Here is a 19,951-nt window from a genome sequence, read left to right as displayed (position 1 = left end):
GGATTATGTTAATTAAACCGACATTGGAATCATTAATGCAGAAGGTGGACAGCAAGTATACTCTCGTAACGTTGGCGGCAAAGCGTGCGCGCGAACTTACGGACGGTGATGCACCTTTTGTCAGCACGAACACGAATAAAGTCGTTTCCATCGCCATGGATGAAATTGATGAAGGAAAGATTACGTACGAAACGCCGCAGGCAGGCATTAAATAGGGAAAGGGTGTCTTCTATGTCGCTCACACATAAAAAGGTCGTCCTCGTCGTAAGCGGCGGCATAGCCGCTTATAAAGCGGCCGTTATAGCCGGCCGCCTGCGCAAGGCCGGAGCGGAAGTGAAGTGTATCATGACGGCTCATGCGGCGGAGTTCATTACGCCCTTGACATTGCGGGAAATATCGGGAAATCCCGTGGCGCTGTCCATGTTCGATGACGTGTCCGAGTTTCGCGTGGAACACATCGCCCTGGCACAATGGGCCGACATCTTTGTCGTCGCTCCGGCTACGGCCAATATTATCGGAAAAATAGCCGGCGGTATTGCCGATGATTTGGCAACGACGGCCGTTATGGCGACGACGGCGCCCGTTTTGCTTGCACCGGCTATGAATACGAATATGTTCGACAATCCGATTGTACAGGAAAACCTCGCCAAATTGCGGGCTCACGGCTACCTGATTATGGATCCCGATGCGGGAATGTTGGCCTGCGGTACGTGCGGAACGGGCAGGCTGCCCGAACCGGAGCGCATTGTCGAATATATTGAGCACGTAACGGGCCGGACCGAGCTCTTAAAAAACCTGAAGGTTATTGTTACGGCCGGCGGCACGCGGGAAGCGCTTGATCCCGTGCGCTACATCGGCAATCATTCGAGCGGGCGCATGGGTTTTGCCATCGCAAAATCCGCCGCCGCGGCAGGTGCGAACGTTACGCTCGTAGCGGCGCCAACCGATTTGCCTACGCCTTGTGCCGTAACGCGTGTTGATGTGACGACGACTGGTGAAATGAAAGAAGCCGTCGATAGTCTTTATGATGATTGCCATATCGTCATAAAGGCGGCGGCCGTTGCCGATTACAGGCCCGAACACAAGGCGACGCAGAAAATTAAAAAGACGGGCGGCGACTTGACCTTGCATATGGTCAAGAACCCGGATATTCTTTATGAACTGGGCCGGCGTAAGGCCGGGCAGGTTCTCGTCGGTTTTGCGGCGGAAACGGAGAATGTGACGGCCTACGGGCAGGCAAAATTGAAGAAAAAAAATCTGGATATGCTCATCGCCAATGATGTGACGGCACAGGGGGCCGGTTTTAAAGGTTCGACCAATATTGCGACCTTCCTGTATCCTGACGGCACGACGGAGCCGCTGGAGATAATGACCAAGGATGAATTGGCAAAGGAAATAATTGCTCGTGTCGCCCGGATTTATAAAGAAAAAACGAGTCAAAAATAATTTGCCGTCGTGAGGTAAGCGGCTCACTATGGGCGAAAACAGGATCGTAAAATTTACTGCTTGCAATACGGGCCTATGTGCCTTATAATAAGTATCAGTCAAAACAACATACCGTTCCATCAAGAGTCGGCAGAGGGATTGGCCCGATGACGCCGCAGCAACCTGCTCACAGTAAAGGTGCTAAGTCCAACAGTCGGAATGACTGGAAGATGGGTAATTTTGCCCCTCTTTTGTAGAGGGGCTTTTTTTGGGAATAATCGGAAGGAGCTTATAATATGGCAGAAAATCATGAATTTTTTACGTCCGAATCCGTAACGGAAGGTCATCCCGATAAAATGGCCGACCAAATTTCGGACAGCATTTTGGATGCCATTCTGGCAAACGACAAAGACGCTCGCGTAGCTTGCGAAACGCTCGTTACGACGGGGCTCGTTCATGTAGTAGGCGAAATCTCCACAAAGTGCTATGTCGACATTCCGCACATCATTCGTGAAACGGTTCGCAACATCGGTTATACGCGGGCAAAATACGGCTTCGACTGCGATACGTGCGGCATTCTCGTGTCCTTGGACGAACAGTCTTCGGATATCGCCATGGGTGTCGACAAGGCACAGGAAGCCAAGTCAGGCAATACGGACGCTTTTGATGCTATCGGCGCCGGTGATCAGGGACTTATGTTCGGTTATGCGACGAACGAAACGGAAGAATACATGCCCCTGCCTATTTCCTTGGCACATCGTTTGGCACGCCGCCTGGCAAAAATTCGTAAAGACGGTGTTTTGACCTATCTCCGCCCGGACGGCAAGACGCAGGTTACCGTAGAATACGATGAAAACGGCAAGCCCGTTCATATCGATACCATTGTTATTTCCACGCAGCACGGTCCGGAAGTAACGCGCGAACAGATTGAAAAGGACATCCTCGAATACGTTATTAAGGCGGAATTATCGGATCAGCTCTTCGATGAAAAGACAAAACTTTTTATCAACCCGACCGGACGTTTCGTTATCGGCGGGCCTCAAGGGGACGCAGGCCTTACGGGCCGTAAGATCATCGTCGATACATACGGCGGCATGGCTCGTCACGGCGGCGGCGCTTTTTCCGGTAAGGATCCTACGAAGGTGGACCGTTCGGCAGCATATGCAGCGCGTTATGTGGCAAAGAACATCGTTGCCGCAGGCCTTGCGGACAAATGTGAACTGCAGCTGGCTTACGCCATCGGCGTAGCCCATCCCGTTTCGATTCACGTCGAAACCTTCGGCACGGGCAAATGCGATCACCGGACTATGGTTGACCTCATTCGCAAACACTTTGACTTGCGTCCGGCCGGTATTATCAGTATGCTCGACTTACAGAAACCGCTTTACAAACAAGTTGCCGCTTACGGTCATTTCGGCCGCAACGATCTCGACTTGCCGTGGGAAAAGACGGATAAAGCTGAAATCCTTCGCAAAGAAGCGAGAGTATAAGTATTGTCCACATAAGAGGGGAGGCCATTGTGTCTCCCCTCTTTTCGGGAGTTGCCATGATTGCTCAGATTATTATCAATATTACGGCCAAACGACTGCAAAAGGCCTTTACCTATATCGTGCCGCCCGAAATTGAAGCGCAGGTTAAGGCGGGAAGCCGTGTCCTCGTGCCTTTCGGCAAGCGGTATGAAGAAGGTATCGTTATTGCCGTAGGCCCCGAGGCGGGAGAAGAGACGGCATATACGCTGAAGCCTGTCCTGACTGTCCTCTCGCCGCAGACAGGCGCGCAGGATGAAATTCTCGATACGGCTCTTTGGATAAGTAAATACTACCTTTGCAATTTTGCCGACGCCCTGCGTCTTTTTCTTATTGATAAACAGGGGTTGGCACGGGAATATACACTTGGACTCGGTAAGCCCGACTATGCGGGAACGGCTGAGGAAGAAGAGATACTTTCATACGTGCGCAGTCACGATGATGCTTTGGAAAAGAATGTGTACAAGCGTTTTACGCCGGTTCTTGTCGAAGGGCTTCTCGCGCAGGGCGTCCTCGTGCGGTATGAAAACCTGCGTAACGCCGTAGCCGCCAAAACGGAAAAATGGCTGGTATTTGAGCATGGCGACAGGGACGGCGTATTGATGAGAAAACGAAAACAGGCAGCCCTGCTGGTTCTGCTTGCGGAAAAAGGAGAAGTTCCTTTGCGTGAGCTCATGGCGGAAGGTTTCAGTCGCGATACGGCAAAAAAGCTGGTTAACGCCGGATTTGCCAAATGGGCCGAGCGGGAGAAGGAGACGACCTATGTAGATGTCGCCAAAGGGAAAGATACGGCGTGGCAGCTCATGCCGGAACAGGAAAGAGCCGTCAGGCGCATACAAGAGGGAGATCAGAAAAAGACATGGCTCCTCCGCGGCGTCACGGGCAGCGGTAAGACGGAAGTGTACTTACGCCTTGCAAAAGACGTCATTGCCGCAGGTAAGCAGGTGCTCATCCTCGTACCGGAAATCGGCCTGACCGGACAGATTGTGCGCCGCTTTACGGCCCGTTTCGGAGATGACATCGTCGTCATGCACAGCCGCCTCTCCAAAGGAGAACGGCGTAATAACTGTCGCCGCATGGCAAAGGGAGAAAGTCATATTTGTATCGGAGCAAGGTCGGCCGTGTTTACGGCTTTTGCAGATTTGGGACTGGTCATCGTCGATGAAGAACATGACGGCTCTTATAAACAGGAAGAAGCACCGCGCTATCATGCCGTCAACGTGGCGCGCCGCCGTGCGGCTTATTACGGTTGTCCCGTCGTACTCGGCAGCGCAACGCCGTCCGTTTCCGATTATAAACGGGCTCTCGACGGTACGTACGGACTTATTGAGCTGAGCCGCCGCGTCCGCAACAGGCCGCTGCCGCAAATCGCTATTGCCGATATGCGGGAAGAGTTGGCACTGGGAAATTACGGGGTTCTTTCCGATAAATTGGCGGATCTTCTGGCGGAAACGCTGCGCGCCGGAAAGCAGGCTATTGTTCTCTTGAACAGGCGGGGCTTTTCGACTTTCGTCATGTGCCGCAAGTGCGGTTATGTCGTCAAATGCGATACGTGCGATGTGCCCATGGTATATCATAAAGCGGCTGACGGTCTGCGCTGCCATTATTGTGATGCCGTAAAAGAGGTTCCTGCGCTTTGTCCGAATTGCGGCAGCAAATATATCAAATTTTTCGGTGCCGGCACGGAAAAGGTGGAAGCTAAGCTGAAAGAGCTCTTTCCGGCGGCCCGCATCGTCCGTCTCGACCAGGATACGACGAAGCGTAAAAACAGCGCCGACGTGATTATCGAAGCTTTTCGCCGGCATGAATTCGACATCCTCCTGGGGACGCAGATGGTCGCCAAGGGTCACGACTTTCCCGGTGTGGCAGCCGTAGGTATATTGGCGGCGGACAGTCTCCTGAATCTGCCGTCGTACATGGCCGGAGAACGAACCTTTCAGCTTCTCACGCAGGCTGCCGGACGGGCCGGGCGCGGCGACGTTCCGGGCCGTGTCGTCATGCAGACCTACGCGCCGGACCACTATGTTATAGCTTACAGCAAAGCCCAGGACTACGCGGCTTTTTATGAAGAAGAAATCAAATTTCGCCGTGAGCTTGCGTATCCGCCCTTTAAAAAACTCATGAAAATCATGATTACGGACGAAGTTGAACAGACGCTTTGGCAGAAGGGGAATCATTTGTATGATTTACTGTGCCGACATAAAGACAGCTGCGGTGACGAAGCTTTAGAAATAGTCGGTCCTTATGTGGACATGATCAAAAAAATTCGCAACCGTTACAGAATCGCCCTTTTACTGCGCCATACGGATCTTAGCGCCGTAAAACTGTATATACGGAGAGAAGCCGCCTTTTGGCAAAGAGGTATTCTCATTGACGTAGACCCGGCCTTTTGAGCCGGGTCTACATGTGCTATGGTATTACTGTAGGAAATGGGATATAATAGGGATACATTGAGAAAAAATATATGGGAGAAAGTATAAATGGCGTCTTTACGCATTGTTAAAGCCGGTGCGCCCGTACTGGCTACGGCTGCAGAGCCTGTAAAAACCATAACGAAACGTATTAAACGGCTTCTTGACGATATGGCGACGACCATGTATGCCGCCGAAGGCGTAGGCTTGGCGGCGCCGCAAATAAACGAATCCCTTCAATTAATCGTCCTTGATGACGGCAGCGGCTTAATTGAGCTGATTAATCCGGAACTTCTTGAGACTTCGGAAGAAATGGAATACGGACCGGAAGGATGCTTAAGCGTCCCGGGCATATACGGAGATGTGCGGCGCTATACGAAGATTAAAGTGCGCGCGAAAAATCGCTACGGCAAAGCGGTAATCTATGAGCCGGAAGGATTTTTAGCGCGTATTTTTCAGCATGAAATGGATCACCTGGCAGGTCATTTATTTACGGAAAAAGCCGTGAATTTACGCAAAGTGGACGAAGCATAATGAGAATTTTATTTATGGGTACACCCGATTTTTCCGTCCCTTCTTTAGCCTCCTTAGCGGAAGCGGGGCATGAAATCGCAGGTGTCGTAACACAACCGGATAAACAGCGCGGCCGAGGCAAATCCTTTTCTTTTTCGCCCGTCAAGACGAAGGCCGTCGAGTTGGGCCTGCCCGTTTTCCAGCCGTTGACGCTGCGGGATGAGGCCGTAATCGACGGCTTTCGCCGCCTTCGGCCGGAGGTAATCGTCGTCATTGCGTACGGAAAAATATTGCCGCCTGCCCTTTTGACGGCGGCACCGCACGGCTGTCTTAATGTGCATGCGTCGTTATTGCCTAAATATCGCGGTGCCGCGCCCATACAATATGCGCTCCTCGCGGGAGACACCGTAACGGGTGTTTCCGTCATGCGTCTTGATGAAGGTATGGACACGGGCGATATATTGACACAGGCAATGATACCCGTTGCTCCGGCAGAAACGGCGGCAACGCTCTTTGAAAAGTTGGCCGTTTTAGGAAAGGAGACACTCTGCACGGTGTTGCGGGATTTGGCTGCATATGAAAAGAAGGCATCTCCTCAAAACCCTGAACTCGCGACGTATACGGCAAAAATTGACAAATCGCTGGCTCTGATCGACTGGACTGATGAAGCCGTCGTCATCGAGCGCAGGCTGCGTGCCCTGGATCCGCAGCCCGGTGCGTATACATTTATGGACGGTAAGCGCTTAAAAATTTGGGCCGCCGACATAGCGGGGGGAAATGATGCGGCACCGGGAACGGTTATTGGTGTAACGAAGAATACCTTCATCGTCCAGACCGGTAAAGATGCTCTCGCTGTTAAAGAAGTACAGCCTGAAAGCCGTAAACGCATGACGACGGCACAATTTTTGCGGAGCCGTCATATCGACACGGATATGATGCTGACAAATTCATAAGCATATGACTGGAGAATATATATGGACGCGCGCACTGCCGCATTTCATACGCTCTTGGCCGTTTGTAAGGACGGCGCATACAGCAATATTGCCGTATCGCAGACAATAAAAAAACAAAAATTCGACGATCGCGAGCGCCGCTTTTATACGGAACTCGTATACGGTACTCTGCGCTCTTTGAATTATTTAGACTGGATCGTCAACCGCCTCGGCACGCGTAGGGCGGAAAAACTCGATCCCGTGTGTCTGGCTGTTTTGCGAATCGGTTTATATCAGCTTTTTTTTATGGATCGGGTGCCGCCGTCGGCAGCCTGCAATGAAGCGGTTACGGCTGCGAAACGGTTCGGCAATACGGGGATGTCACGCTTTGTCAATGCCTTATTGCGCGGCAGTCTGCGACGCCGGGATGAGTTGGTCGTTCCCGGGCCGGAAGACGACTTGGTAATGCACTTATCGCTTACATACCATCAACAGGCCTGGTTGATCAGAAAGTGGCTGAAAGATTTCGGCGAAGAGGAAACGGCAGCTTTATGCCGCTACTTTGATACGGTTCCGCCCCTGTGCATTCGCGCCAATACGAATCGTATATCGCGGGCCGGCCTGATGGAACGGTTGCGTGCGCACGGTTTTATCTGCCGCGCGGCGGAGCACGCGCCGGAAGGTATTTACCTGGATACCAATCCGGGGATTCATAAGCTGCGCATTGTTGCTGAAGGCTTAGAACTCATTCAGGACGAGCCGTCCCAATTGGCAGCCCATATTGTGGGGCCGCAGCCGGGGAACATTATTTTTGATCTCTGCGCCGCGCCGGGCGGTAAAGCTACTCATTTGGCCGCACTCGGCGGGGAAACCTGCCGCGTATATGCCTTTGACATATACGCTCATAAATTGAAATTGATTGAAGAAAATGCGGTTCGCCTGGGGTTGAAGAATATAAAAGTCGTTCTGCAGGATGCGGAAAAAATAGGGTCCCTTTACACTGATAAGGCGGACTGCGTGCTTGTTGATGCGCCCTGTTCGGGACTCGGCATTTTACGTCATAAGCCGGATTTGCGCTGGCGGAAACGGCCGGAAGATATAAAGCCCTTGCCGGCCTTACAGAGGCGTATTCTGGAAAGTGCCGCGCAATGTGTAAAGCTCGGCGGTACGCTGGTATACAGTACGTGTACTATAAATGAAGAAGAAAACGGTGCCGTCGTCGGCGATTTCCTGCAACGCCATAAAGAATTTGAAGTAATTCCCGTCGGTACGGAACTCGGTTTTTCTCATGATGAACCGTACTTGCGAATTTTGCCGCAGAGGGACGGATTGGACGGCTTTTTCATTGCCAAGCTTAAGAAAAAGGAATAGGATGAACGATATTTTTGCTATGAACAGGGCGGACCTGCAGGCATTCCTTGTCGAACGAGGGATAAAAAAATTCAGAGCCGACCAAATTTTGCACTACATATACAAACAGAACGTTTTTTCCTGGCATGAAATGACCCTTCTGCCGCAGGGAGACAGAGAAACCCTTGCCGGGGAGCTGCCCATTTGCTTTCCCGTGCTTGCAGATATACAAAAAGCGCCGGACGACAACACGGTGAAGCTGCTGCTGGAATTTTATGACGGGCAGACCGTGGAAACGGTACTTATGAAACACGCTTACGGCAACTCCGTCTGTCTTTCGTCACAAGTCGGCTGTGCCGTAAATTGTGCTTTCTGCGCCTCCGCGAAAAACGGTTTTATTCGCAATTTGACAGTCGGCGAAATGGTATTGCAGCTTTTGGCTTTTCGTAAATATGTTACGGCCGGCCTTCATTCCGTTGTTCTTATGGGGACGGGGGAGCCCTTGTTGAATTACGATAATGTCCTCTCTTTTTTACGACTCATCCATGAAAAAGATACTTTTTATCTCGGCTATCGCAATATGACACTGTCCACCTCCGGTATTGTGCCGGCTATGGAGCGCTTGGCAACGGAAGGACTGCCACTCAATCTTGCCGTTTCCCTGCATGCGCCGAACGACAATCTGCGGCGCTCCATTATGCCTGTCGCCGATACATACACATTGAAAAATATCTTGACCGCCTGTGATCGGTATTTTGACCGGACAGGCAGAAAAGTGACCTTTGAATATATTTTAATTAAAGATTTGAATTGTACGCTTGCCTGTGCCGACGAATTACGGCACCTTTTAGGCGGGAGAAATATACTGGTCAACGCCATACCTGTTAACGATAATTATGATGTAGGCTTATGCCGTCCTTCGCAAAAGGAAATACGTCGTTTTACAGGATATTTGAAAGAACACGGCATCAATATTACATTACGTCGGGAAATGGGCGGCAATATACAGGCTGCATGCGGCCAGCTTCGCATAAAACGCATGCAGAAGCAGTAATACAGATCCGGTCACGTATCACTACGGATACAGGGAGGATGTGAAACTTTGGGTATTTACGGGGAATCGCGAATCGGTTTGGTCCGAAGCATTAATGAAGATTCCTTTTATATCAGTGAAAACGGTGATATTATGGCCGTCGCTGACGGGATGGGCGGTTATATAGGCGGCGAAATAGCCAGCCGTACAGCCGTAAATTCAGTGGCGTTCTATTTTGCCAATTATACTCACGGTTCTGCAGAACAATTGAAAAGGGCCGCTCTTTACGCAAATGACTGTATCCTCAGTAAAATCGCCATAGATCCGTCTCTGCAGGGCATGGGAACGACACTTTCCGTCGTTGCCGTCGCGGATCGTACGGCTTATTGGGCCCATGTCGGTGACAGCCGCATCTATATATTGCCCAAAGGCGGTGCATTACGGCAAATATCAACGGATCATACGGTTATTCATGATTTACTGGCCAAACACCGCATTACGGCGGCCGAGGCGGAAACGCATCCGCAAAGGCATGTATTGACACGAGCCGTCGGTGTGGAGCGAGAGCTGCCTGTTGACGGAGGAGATTTCCCGGTTGCACCGGGCGATCGCATTCTCCTTTGTTCGGACGGCTTGACCGGCTGCCTCGATGAAAAGAGGATAGCCGGCTTCCTGGCGGATACGGCCCGGTCGGAGCGGCAAATTGTAAAGGATTTGTTTGCTCTTATTTATGAAGAAGGTGCGCCGGACAACGGAACGGTTATTTTAAAAACGGTTTAACCGAATTCGGCGGATACTTGAGATTAGTATGAAAGTGATGGAGATTCTGATATGATCGGTCATATATTGGATAACAGATATAAAATACTGGAAAAAGTCGGCTCCGGCGGGATGGCAAGTGTATATAAAGCTCAGGACATTCTGCTTGATCGTATTGTTGCCGTAAAGATACTGCACAGCAAGTACAGTGAGGATCGGGATTTTGTTATGCGTTTTCATCAGGAAGCGCAGGCGGCGGCAAAGCTGTCGCATCCGAATATTGTTAATATGTACGACGTCGGTTATGACCGGAATGTGCATTATTTGGTCATGGAATTCGTGCGCGGCGAAACATTGAAGGACTATATTGATAAACACGGCCATTTGCCCATTAATACGGCCATTCAAATTACTTTCGACATCGGCGACGCCTTGCAGCATGCCCATGCTAACGGCATTGTTCACTGCGATATTAAGCCTCATAACATCCTGGTCACGGAAACGGGACGCGTGAAAGTTGCGGATTTCGGTATTGCCAGAGCCGTAAATTCCAATACGGCCAATTTGAATGACGATTCCGTCGTCGGCTCGGTTCATTATTTTTCTCCCGAGCAGGCAGCCGGGGCTCCCGTAGATGAGCGAACGGATATTTACTCTTTAGGCGTCGTCATGTATGAAATGATGACCGGTGTCGTGCCTTTTGAAGGAGAGACCCCCATCGGCATCGCCTTACAACATGTGCAGGATGACGTGGTTTTGCCGACAAAGTATAACCGCCGTATTCCCCATTTGGTAGAGCGCTGCATCCTGAAGGCGCTGGCCAAAAATCCGGACGACCGCTTTCAGACAATCGTGGAGATGATGTCCGAATTGCGCCTGTCCCAAGGCTTTGTCAACAGTAATAAAGGGGCTATGCCCATTATAAAAAACAACTTCAATACGCAGCAGCTTCAAGCCGTGCCGCGGCGCAAGCACGAAGAAGAAAAGAAGAAAAATATTTTCGTTCGCATAATTGATTCCATCAGCAATCACTCGAAAAAGACCATCGTCTTCAGTATGGCAGGTATATTCATTGCCGCCTTTCTTTGGGCATTTTTTTCATTCGGCAATTTCTGGAGCACCGAAAATATTACCGTTCCCGACGTAACGGGAAAGCAGGTGGAAATCGCCAGATCCATATTGACTAAAAAGAATCTTTCCGTATCCGTCAAAGAAGTGGAAAGTGCCGACGTGCCTATCGGTGAAGTTATTGCGCAGACGCCGAGCGGCGGCTCCGTCGTTAAAGCGAACCGTACCATTTATCTCACTGTCAGCAAGGGGAATGAGGGGACGGAAGTGTTGATTCCCGATTTGCGCGGCCTTTCCGTATCGGAAGCGGATAAGATGCTCAGAGAAATTCACTTATCCGTCGGCAGTGTAACGTATGCACCCAGCGATGAATATGCGGAGGGCAAGATTATCGGTCAAACGCCGTCTTCACCGGAAAAAGCCGCCAAAGGCGCCAAAATAGATGTCGTCGTCTGCAAGAATGACGGTAAAAAGGCAAAAGACGCGCCCAGTACGATCGGCATGACCTTGGATACGGCTATTACAACCTTGCAAAATGCCGGTTATACGATAGGGACTATCAGCGGCATTGACGCCAATAAGTCCAATAATCAGGCAAAGGTAACGGCCCAGACGCCGGGCAGCGGCAATACGGTTGATCTGACGATTGAATATGCGTCGGCAGATACGCCGAAAAGCGGAACGACTCATTCGGGAACAGTCAATATCAGTGTTCCCAGCGGTGCTTCGGGCCAGCACGTCCAGATTGTCGTCGAAGACGATAACGGTTCAAGGACCGTCTATGACAAAATGCAGTCCGGCGGTGACAATGTTTCCAAGAGTGTCACCGGAACGGGCAAGACGAAGGTAAAAGTATATATTAACAATGCGCTCGTACAGGAAGAGGAATTATAACCTATGCCCAAAGGCCGCGTCATAAAAAACTACAACGGTTATTACTATGTCGATACGGGCAGCGGTGACTGTATTGAATGCCGCCGCCGCGGCAAATTGAAAGAGAAAGTCCTCGTCGGCGATTTGTTGGAATTTACGGCAACCGATCCGGGGAAAGGCGTCGTGGAAAAAGTCCTGCCCCGTATGAACAAACTCATTCGGCCGGCTGTAGCCAACATAGACGGTATGTTCATCGTCATGGCCGCGGCTGCGCCGAATCCCAATCGCTTTCTCATTGATCAAATGCTCATGACCTGCGAGTATGGCGGTATTCATCCGTCTCTTTGCTTTAACAAGTGTGATTTGGATCGGGAAACAGCGGCAGAATACGCCGCCTTTTACAGGTGCTGCGGCTATGAAGTCTTTCTTGTTTCCGCTATGACCGGCAAAGGTCTGGCTGCCGTGCGCGAACGGTTAAGCGGTAAGGTGACCGCTTTCGGCGGTCCGTCCGGCGTCGGGAAATCAAGTCTGCTGACACGCATTGTCGGCAAAAAACTGACTGTCGGCGCCGTGAGTGATAAAATCGGCAGAGGCCGCCACACGACGCGTCACTCTGAAATTATGAAGCTTGACGAAAAAACCTATGTCGTCGATACGCCCGGATTCAGCGCCCTCGATTTCTCGCATTTAAAAGCACATGAAATCCTGCCTTTGATGCCGGATTTGGCGACCCATGCCGGCCGCTGCCGCTTTTCGTCATGTGTTCATCGTTTTGAACCGGACTGTTCCGTAAAAGAGGCGTTAACGGCGGGAAAAATTTTACCGGAGCGATATGAAACATATTGCAAAGTAACGGATTCTATTCAGGAAAGGAAATAAAACTATGATTCAAATCGGACCGTCACTGTTATCAGCGGACTTTTCCCGTCTTGCCGACGAATTGAAAGACATTGAAAAGGGAGGGGCCGACTTCGTTCATCTCGATTTGATGGACGGCCATTTTGTCCCGAACCTTACCTTCGGCGTACCTGTCATTGCGGCGTTGCGCAATTGGACGAACCTCCTTTTTGACACTCACCTTATGGTGGAACATCCGGAAAACTATATTGAAAGCCTTGCCGCAGCAGGCGTGCAGTACGTAACGGTTCATCAGGAAGTATGTCCTCATTTGGACCGCGTCCTGCATCAGATTAAAGAAAATCGAATGAAGTGCGGTGTGGCCCTTAATCCGTCCACACCTGTCGAGACCTTGGCATGTGTCGCTTCTCTCGTCGATATGGTACTCATTATGAGCGTTAATCCGGGCTTCGGCGGACAAAAATTCATTCCCTATTCGGTCGATAAGATAAAAGTTGCCGCAGAACTCTTAAAGACTGCCGGCAATACACGGGCCGTCATCGAGGTGGACGGCGGTATTAATGCGGAAATCGTGCACAGTGTTGTTGAAGCGGGCGCTACGTGGGTTGTAGCGGGCAGCGCCGTTTTCGGAAAAGCAGACAGAGCGGCTGCCATTGCGTCATTACGGCGGCAGCCGTAATTTTAATAAAGGCCGTCTTTTCTTGTTTTGACCGTACATGTATGATATAATTTGCAATAGAAAAATGCATACTGTCCATAGTCTTTGAGGCAAGGTGAGAAAGCACGGCTTTCAACTCCTGACCGGCGGTGACAGTCCGCGAGCTTTACGGCAGAACCGGTGCGATTCCGGTACCGACAGTGACAGTCTGGATGAAAAAGACAGTTTATTTGTTATGCTCATATGAGGCTATTGGTTTTTGCCAATAGCCTTTTTATATCGTTAAAAAGAGGTGAAAGTAGTGGAAGAAGCTGCGTTCATGGAAGAAGCGCTTGCCTTGGCGCGAATAGGCATGGGGTATACGTCGCCGAACCCGTCGGTCGGCTGTGTTATCGTAAAAGACGGGGAAATCGTCGGCAAGGGCTACCATCACCGGGCAGGCACGCCTCATGCGGAGGTATGGGCCTTAAAGGAAGCGGGAGCCCGGGCAAAGGGCGCTACGGTATATGTCACGTTGGAACCGTGCGCTCACTACGGCAGAACTCCGCCGTGTGCGCGGGCGCTGGTGAAAGCGGGCGTAGCCAAGGTAGTCTGTGCCATGTTGGATCCGAACCCGCTCGTAGCCGGTAAGGGAGCAGCTATTTTGCGCAATGCCGGAATTCCCGTCATCGTCGGGCTTTTATCGAAAGAGGCAATCAAGGTAAACGAAGTGTTTATTAAGAATATGCTTACGCAAAAGCCTTTTATTGCCGTTAAACTGGCGCAGAGTCTGGACGGTTCGACGGCTACAAGGACGGGAAAATCCAAGTGGATCACCAATGCGTGGGCACGTAAGCGGGGGTATTATTTACGCTCTCTTTACGATGCCATTCTCGTCGGCATCAAGACGGTCGAAGCGGACAATCCGCTTTTGACGAGCCGTACGACACGGGAAGGGCATACGGCGCCGCGTCAGCCGGCACGTGTCATCCTCGATTCGGCGGGCCGTACGGAATTAAACTCCCTTCTCGTGACGGATAAGCAGGCTAAGACAATCGTCGTTACAACGGCGCACTGCCCGGCCCCTAAACGGCAAGCATTGGAAGAGGCCGGCGTGACGGTGCTTCTCACCCCGCTCGACAAGACGGACAGAGTGGATTTGCAGGTGATGCTCACCATGTTGTACGACATGGGCATTCACAGCATACTCATAGAAGGCGGCAGTACGGTTCAAGGAGCTTTTTTTGACGATAACCTGGTTGATAAGATATACGCTTTTATCGGCGATAAGGTTATTGGCGGTGCCGATGCGAAACCGTCCGTCGGCGGACTCGGTGCCGACGAGCTCTCGGAAAGCATGGAACTCATATACGATACGGCGGAAATTCACGATAACAATATCTTTATTGAAGCGTATAATAAGAACCGGGAGGGCGCCTATGTTCACTGGAATCATTGAGGAATTGGGTACCGTCGGCACTATGAACAGACGCCCGGATTCCATCAGACTGACCGTTCTTGCCGATAAAGTATTGGGCGGAACGAACATCGGCGACAGTATTGCCGTTAACGGCGTCTGCCTTACGGTTACGGATATGTCCGAATCTTTCTTTTCTGCAGACGTCATGCATGAAACTATGCGCCGTTCTTCCTTAAAAGATATTCGCAGCGGCTCCGCAGTCAATTTGGAACGGGCCGTGCAAATGGGCGGCCGTATGGGCGGTCACATTGTGAGCGGCCACATAGACGGAACAGGAACGGTATCGCGTATCGTCCGAGACGGCATTGCGCAATTTATTTATATAAAAACGCCGCCGGAACTGATTCCGTATATTGTAGAAAAAGGCTCTATTGCCATTGACGGCATCAGTCTGACTGTAGCCGAAGTGGGCGGGACGGAGTTTTCCGTATCCGTCATTCCCCATACGATGGGAAACACGACCTTGCCGAACAGGCCGGTCGGCGCCTGCGTCAACTTGGAAACGGATATTATCGGCAAGTATGTGCGGCGCTTTACGGAACCCTATGGCGGTAAAAAAAACACGCTGACCCTAAGTACCTTGTTGGAAAACGGATTTTGATATATTAAAGAGGAGTGATATATTATGGCACATATTAAAGAAGGACAATTGCTCGGTTCAGGTCTTAAAATAGGTATTGTCGTAGCCAGATTCAACGAGTTTATCGGCAGCCGTCTTTTAGGCGGCGCTTATGACGCCTTGCATCGCCACGGCGTTGATGACGATGATATTACGACCGCATGGGTCCCGGGTGCTTTTGAAATCCCCTTGGCCGCACAAAAGCTGGCCGCTTCCGGGAAATACGACGCCGTTATTTGCCTGGGGGCCGTTATTCGCGGTGCTACGAGCCATTATGATCTGGTCTGCAACGAAGTTGCAAAGGGAATTGCGCAAATATCGCTGCACACCGGTGTTCCCGTACTCTTCGGTGTCGTTACGACGGAAAACATTGAACAGGCCGTTGAACGGGCCGGCACGAAAGCGGGCAACAAGGGTTTCGATGTAGCCAGTTCGGCCATTGAAATGGCGAACTTGTTGAAAAGCATATAAATGACCGACCGCAATGGAGCGAGACTTTTCGGACTCCTGCTCCTGCTTATGAGCCTGACTGCGCTTCTGATTGGCAGCGGTTGCAGTACCGACACCGTACGGGGAAAGGACTTTCCCATACATTCGGGAAGCGAAGAAACAGGCGTCTTTTCCGTAGACGAGGAAGCGGAACGCATTGTTGCATCCATGACGGATGCTGAAAAAGTGGGACAACTTCTCATGATCGGCATTCAAGGTACGGACGTGTCCGCTGATACGGTCTGTATGCTGCATGAGTATAATATAGGCAATATCATCCTTTTTGACCGAAACATGCACAACCGCGACCAAGTCCGAACTTTAACGTCCGATTTGCAAAAAGAAGCCGGGCAAAAGGTGCCGTTGTTTATCGGCGTCGACGAGGAAGGCGGTGATATAGCCCGCATGCGTTCGGACTTGTCGGTTCCGCCGTCACAGCGGGAAACGGGGCTGTCCGGCAACGCAGAAGAGGCCAAAGATTATGCTTTTTCTATGGGGATGCAGTTAAAGGACATAGGTATAAACCTTAATTTTGCCCCCGTTGCCGATGTGAGCGGCAGTGATTCGCGTTCTTTCGGCGACTCGCCCGACCGGGTATTCGATTTTGTCAGCAATGCAGGTTACGGCTATGAAAGGGCACATATCGTATATGTGCTGAAGCATTTTCCCGGCATCGGTCAGGCCGTTGTCGATTCACATCGGGCCGGATCCGTTATTTCCGCGCCGCGGATGGAACTTTTGCGGCGGGACGTTCAGCCGTTTTCAAGAATGTTTGCTTCTCATGATATGAACCGTTATATGGTACTTGTCTCGCACTTGACCTATGCCGGCCTGGACGGTGACCGCCCGGCCAGTCTTTCATACGCCGTAATGACGAACCTGTTGCGTAAGGAACTGCAGTATAAGGGGCTTATCATTACGGATGACATGGAAATGGGCGCCGTCACGGAGCTGTATTCGTTTGAAGAACTCGGCGTCCGTTCCATTCTCGCCGGTGCGGATATCATTATGGTCTGTCATGAGTACGATCATGAGCAAAAAGTATATAACGGCATTCTGCAGGCACTTCGCCAAGGAAGAATCGGCAGGGAAAGACTGGACGCATCGGTCAAACGGATTGTAAAAACGAAACTCCTGAATCTGCGCTAGTCAATTTTATCGGAATACATGCAAAGGAAAACTTAGTAATGAAGTGCAAAGATTATATTGTCCACTATACGAGCGAGGAGAACGTACGCGTTGCCATGGCGCTGACCAAGAATATTACGGAAACGGCGCGCCGGCAGCACGGCCTCTCGCCGGTAGCCTGTGCCGCCTTGGGCCGAACCATGACGGGAGCGCTCCTTCTGGCGGGAGATTATAAAAATCGGGAGGGCGTGACCTTGCGCATTGACGGCAAAGGACCGCTCGGTGTCATTCATGCGGACGCCTTCAATTCCAATAGGGTGCGCGGTTATGTAGATAATCCGCAGCTTGACTTGCCGCTTAAGGCGAACGGGAAGCTTGATGTCGGAAAAGCGGTCGGCACGGACGGTGAAGTGGCGGTAACGCGATTTACGCCGGAAAAGACGACCTATACGAGCCAATCGCCGTTAGTGTCGGGAGAAATCGCGGAAGATTTGGCATATTACCTCTATACATCCGAACAGATACGTTCCACCATAAATCTGGGCGTACTGGTCGAGCGGGATTATTCGATTGCCGTTTCCGGCGGATTTCTCGTACAGGCCTTGCCGGGCGCAAATAATGATGACTTGGCGAAAGTGGAGGAGAATATCCGCAAAATCGGCATATTTACATCATATGTACGCAGCCATCCGAATGGAGAGGGGATGGTCGAAACGATTATGGACGGTCTGCACTATAAAGAATTATTCAGGCAACCCCTCTATTGGCGCTGTACCTGTTCGTTGGAGCGCATTGAGAACGTCCTTCTTTCTTTACGGAACGAAGACAAAAAAGAGCTCCTGCAAGATCCGCAGGTAGAAATGACCTGTCGGTATTGCGGCGCAAAATACGTTATCAGCCACGATGAATTGGCAGCGCTTTATGCCCGTAAAAATAAGGCGGAAAATAAGTAATAATTACAGGGTAAGGAGTGATTCGTATGAGTTTGATTGCTATTATCGGAGGTACGGGAGTATGCGATACGAAGCTGCTCCAAAATGTGCGGCAAGACCGCTTGCCCACGTTTTACGGCATGATTCATTATTTACGCGGCACGTATGGCGGTAAAGAAATCATCTTTCTGCCGCGCCATGGAAAGATGCATTCCATTCCGCCGCACCTGATCAATTACAGAGCAAATATTCTGGGCCTGAAACGTCTCGGCGTAACAGCTGTTTTTGCGACGACTGCAGTCGGGACTATGACGAGGGAACGCAAGCCGGGCGATTTCGTCCTGCCCGACCAGTTTATTGATTTTACGAACTCGCGCCATGAATCTTTCTTTGACGGCGGTGCCAACGGCGTCGTCCACGTGGACATGACGACGCCGTATTGCCCGAAGGTGCGCGCTGCCCTGGTCAAAGCCGGCGAAGACCTCGGCTATCCCGTACACAACGGCGGTACCTATGTATGCACGTCGGGACCTCGCTTTGAAACGCCTGCGGAAATCCGGATGTTCCGTCAACTGGGCGGTGACGTTGTCGGTATGACGACAGTTCCCGAAGTATGCCTGGCAAAAGAGGCGGAAATTTGCTATGCCACGGTTTCCATGATTACCAATTATGCTGCCGGTATAGCCGATCAGCCGCAAACACATGCGGAAGTAAACGAGCGTATGGAAGAAAATTCCCGGCGTATTCAGAGCCTCTTGATGCATGCCATTGAATTATACGGCGACGACGATTGCGAATGCCGCCACGGCTTAGCGGAATACGGCGGATTTAAGGCATAAATGAAAACATTGCGTTGGGAAAATAAAACACTTATAGTATTGGATCAAACAAAATTGCCGTCGGAAGAAGTATATCGCCGCTGTACGTCATGGCGCGAAGTACGCGAGGCCATTTCCGTTCTCGCCGTGCGGGGTGCACCGGCTATAGGCATTGCTGCGGCTTATGCCGTCGTTTTAGCGGCGGCGGAGATCCAAGCCGGCGGCAGTGAAAAGACGACTGCGTTTATTGCGGAATTGGAAGAAATTGCCGCTTCCCTTGCTGCCGTGCGTCCTACGGCAGTCAACCTGCATTGGGCCTTGCGGCGCATGATGAAAGCAGTCGAGGCGGAAAGTGCCGCGGGGCGGACGCCGGCTCAGATTACGACCGCATTGGAGCGGGAAGCCGTTCGTATTCATAAAGATGATATAGCAATTAACGGGCGTATATCCAAGTTCGGTGCAGAAGCCCTGCTTGAAGAGGCGGGCCGAAAAAGGCTTACACTCCTTACACATTGCAATGCCGGTGCCTTGGCGACCGCCGAAATCGGTACGGCCTTGGGCGTCGTTCGTGCTTTGCATGAACAGAACTGCCTTGAACGGGTCTATGCCGATGAGACGCGCCCTCTTTTGCAGGGAGCCCGCCTGACGGCGACGGAGCTTTATGCCGACGGTATTCCCGTTACGCTCATAACGGACAATATGGCTGCCTGGGTTATGAAGACGAAAAAAGTCGACGCCGTCATCGTCGGTGCCGATCGTATTGCGGCAAACGGTGATACGGCCAATAAAATCGGTACGTACGGCCTATCCATAGCGGCCAAGGAATTGGGCGTGCCCTTTTATGTCGCCGCGCCGACATCGACCTTTGATGTATCCATGCAAAGGGGTGAAGAAATTCCCATTGAAGAGAGAAATCATGATGAAGTACGACAAATACAGGGCGTACCCGTTGCGTTAAAGGACATTGCCGTCTTTAATCCGGCTTTTGACGTGACGCCGCATGAAAACATAAGGGCCATCATTACGGAGCGGGGCGTCATCGAAGCGCCTGCACCGGAGAGCGTGGCAAAATTTTTTACCGTATAAGAGAGGATACTGGC

Annotated in this window: 19 protein-coding genes and 2 riboswitches; all 19 genes read left to right on the top strand. The window is 51.2% G+C overall.

All coding sequences use genetic code 11. From position 1 onward, the window contains the following. The first annotated feature begins 5 nt into the window (after window positions 1-5). The 19 genes from rpoZ (at window position 6) to mtnA (ending at window position 19,937) form a co-directional block, all read left to right on the top strand. A complete protein-coding gene (rpoZ, locus tag BQ2674_RS03255; protein WP_075572426.1) occupies window positions 6-215 on the top strand; it encodes a DNA-directed RNA polymerase subunit omega in 210 nt (69 codons plus the stop codon). A 16-nt stretch (window positions 216-231) separates the two neighbouring features. After that, window positions 232-1,446 carry a bifunctional phosphopantothenoylcysteine decarboxylase/phosphopantothenate--cysteine ligase CoaBC gene (coaBC, locus tag BQ2674_RS03250; RefSeq protein ID WP_075572425.1) on the top strand — a complete coding sequence of 405 codons (1,215 nt, stop codon included), beginning with the start codon at window positions 232-234 and terminating at the stop codon, window positions 1,444-1,446. Window positions 1,447-1,559: 113 nt separating this feature from the next. Then, window positions 1,560-1,662, top strand: a riboswitch (SAM riboswitch). A gap of 59 nt (window positions 1,663-1,721) precedes the next feature. Next, window positions 1,722-2,915 carry a methionine adenosyltransferase gene (gene metK / locus BQ2674_RS03245; protein ID WP_075572424.1) on the top strand — a complete coding sequence of 398 codons (1,194 nt, stop codon included), beginning with the start codon at window positions 1,722-1,724 and terminating at the stop codon, window positions 2,913-2,915. Between the two features lie 29 nt (window positions 2,916-2,944). Further along, window positions 2,945-5,344: a primosomal protein N' gene (gene priA, locus BQ2674_RS03240; protein ID WP_235828799.1), complete on the top strand. Its 2,400-nt coding sequence runs from the start codon at window positions 2,945-2,947 to the stop codon at window positions 5,342-5,344. A gap of 87 nt (window positions 5,345-5,431) precedes the next feature. Next, window positions 5,432-5,896, top strand: a complete 465-nt coding sequence (gene def, locus BQ2674_RS03235) for a peptide deformylase (RefSeq protein ID WP_075572422.1) — start codon at window positions 5,432-5,434, stop codon at window positions 5,894-5,896. After that, on the top strand, window positions 5,896-6,828 hold the full coding sequence (gene fmt / locus BQ2674_RS03230; RefSeq protein ID WP_075572421.1) for a methionyl-tRNA formyltransferase: 933 nt from the start codon (window positions 5,896-5,898) through the stop codon (window positions 6,826-6,828). The genes def and fmt overlap by 1 nt, the downstream gene beginning before the upstream one ends. 21 nt (window positions 6,829-6,849) lie before the next feature. Further along, the gene (gene rsmB / locus BQ2674_RS03225) at window positions 6,850-8,178 is read left to right on the top strand and encodes a 16S rRNA (cytosine(967)-C(5))-methyltransferase RsmB (protein WP_075572420.1); all 1,329 of its coding nucleotides are present in this window, start codon (window positions 6,850-6,852) and stop codon (window positions 8,176-8,178) included. Window position 8,179: 1 nt separating this feature from the next. After that, window positions 8,180-9,211 (top strand): 23S rRNA (adenine(2503)-C(2))-methyltransferase RlmN, encoded by a 1,032-nt coding sequence (rlmN, locus tag BQ2674_RS03220; RefSeq protein WP_075572419.1) that lies wholly within the window; start codon window positions 8,180-8,182, stop codon window positions 9,209-9,211. Window positions 9,212-9,259: 48 nt separating this feature from the next. Beyond that, entirely contained in the window at window positions 9,260-9,970 is a 711-nt protein-coding gene (locus tag BQ2674_RS03215) for a protein phosphatase 2C domain-containing protein (protein WP_075572418.1), read from the top strand. A 51-nt stretch (window positions 9,971-10,021) separates the two neighbouring features. After that, the gene (gene pknB / locus BQ2674_RS03210; protein ID WP_075572417.1) at window positions 10,022-11,911 is read left to right on the top strand and encodes a Stk1 family PASTA domain-containing Ser/Thr kinase; all 1,890 of its coding nucleotides are present in this window, start codon (window positions 10,022-10,024) and stop codon (window positions 11,909-11,911) included. 3 nt (window positions 11,912-11,914) lie between these two features. Continuing rightward, on the top strand, window positions 11,915-12,769 hold the full coding sequence (gene rsgA, locus BQ2674_RS03205) for a ribosome small subunit-dependent GTPase A (protein ID WP_075572416.1): 855 nt from the start codon (window positions 11,915-11,917) through the stop codon (window positions 12,767-12,769). Between the two features lie 4 nt (window positions 12,770-12,773). Then, the gene (gene rpe, locus BQ2674_RS03200) at window positions 12,774-13,427 is read left to right on the top strand and encodes a ribulose-phosphate 3-epimerase (protein ID WP_075572415.1); all 654 of its coding nucleotides are present in this window, start codon (window positions 12,774-12,776) and stop codon (window positions 13,425-13,427) included. A gap of 76 nt (window positions 13,428-13,503) precedes the next feature. Continuing rightward, window positions 13,504-13,633: riboswitch (FMN riboswitch) on the top strand. Window positions 13,634-13,707: 74 nt separating this feature from the next. Further along, complete coding sequence (gene ribD / locus BQ2674_RS03195) at window positions 13,708-14,844, top strand: bifunctional diaminohydroxyphosphoribosylaminopyrimidine deaminase/5-amino-6-(5-phosphoribosylamino)uracil reductase RibD (protein ID WP_075572414.1); 1,137 nt, start codon at window positions 13,708-13,710, stop codon at window positions 14,842-14,844. Then, window positions 14,825-15,466, top strand: a complete 642-nt coding sequence (locus BQ2674_RS03190; protein ID WP_075572413.1) for a riboflavin synthase — start codon at window positions 14,825-14,827, stop codon at window positions 15,464-15,466. The genes ribD and BQ2674_RS03190 overlap by 20 nt, the downstream gene beginning before the upstream one ends. Before the next feature lie 24 nt (window positions 15,467-15,490). After that, on the top strand, window positions 15,491-15,955 hold the full coding sequence (ribH, locus tag BQ2674_RS03185; protein WP_075572412.1) for a 6,7-dimethyl-8-ribityllumazine synthase: 465 nt from the start codon (window positions 15,491-15,493) through the stop codon (window positions 15,953-15,955). Next, window positions 15,956-17,122, top strand: a complete 1,167-nt coding sequence (locus BQ2674_RS03180; protein ID WP_075572411.1) for a glycoside hydrolase family 3 protein — start codon at window positions 15,956-15,958, stop codon at window positions 17,120-17,122. It begins immediately after the preceding gene. Window positions 17,123-17,160: 38 nt separating this feature from the next. Further along, a complete protein-coding gene (gene hslO, locus BQ2674_RS03175; protein WP_075572410.1) occupies window positions 17,161-18,054 on the top strand; it encodes an Hsp33 family molecular chaperone HslO in 894 nt (297 codons plus the stop codon). A 26-nt stretch (window positions 18,055-18,080) separates the two neighbouring features. Next, window positions 18,081-18,872, top strand: a complete 792-nt coding sequence (gene mtnP, locus BQ2674_RS03170) for an S-methyl-5'-thioadenosine phosphorylase (protein WP_075572409.1) — start codon at window positions 18,081-18,083, stop codon at window positions 18,870-18,872. After that, a complete protein-coding gene (gene mtnA, locus BQ2674_RS03165) occupies window positions 18,873-19,937 on the top strand; it encodes an S-methyl-5-thioribose-1-phosphate isomerase (RefSeq protein WP_075572408.1) in 1,065 nt (354 codons plus the stop codon). It begins immediately after the preceding gene. Window positions 19,938-19,951: the final 14 nt, after the last annotated feature.

The organism is Megasphaera coli (assembly GCF_900095855.1).
GTDB lineage: Bacteria > Bacillota > Negativicutes > Veillonellales > Megasphaeraceae > Megasphaera > Megasphaera massiliensis_A.
Note: the sequence above shows the minus strand (reverse complement) of the source record. Positions and strands in the feature narration are given on the sequence as shown.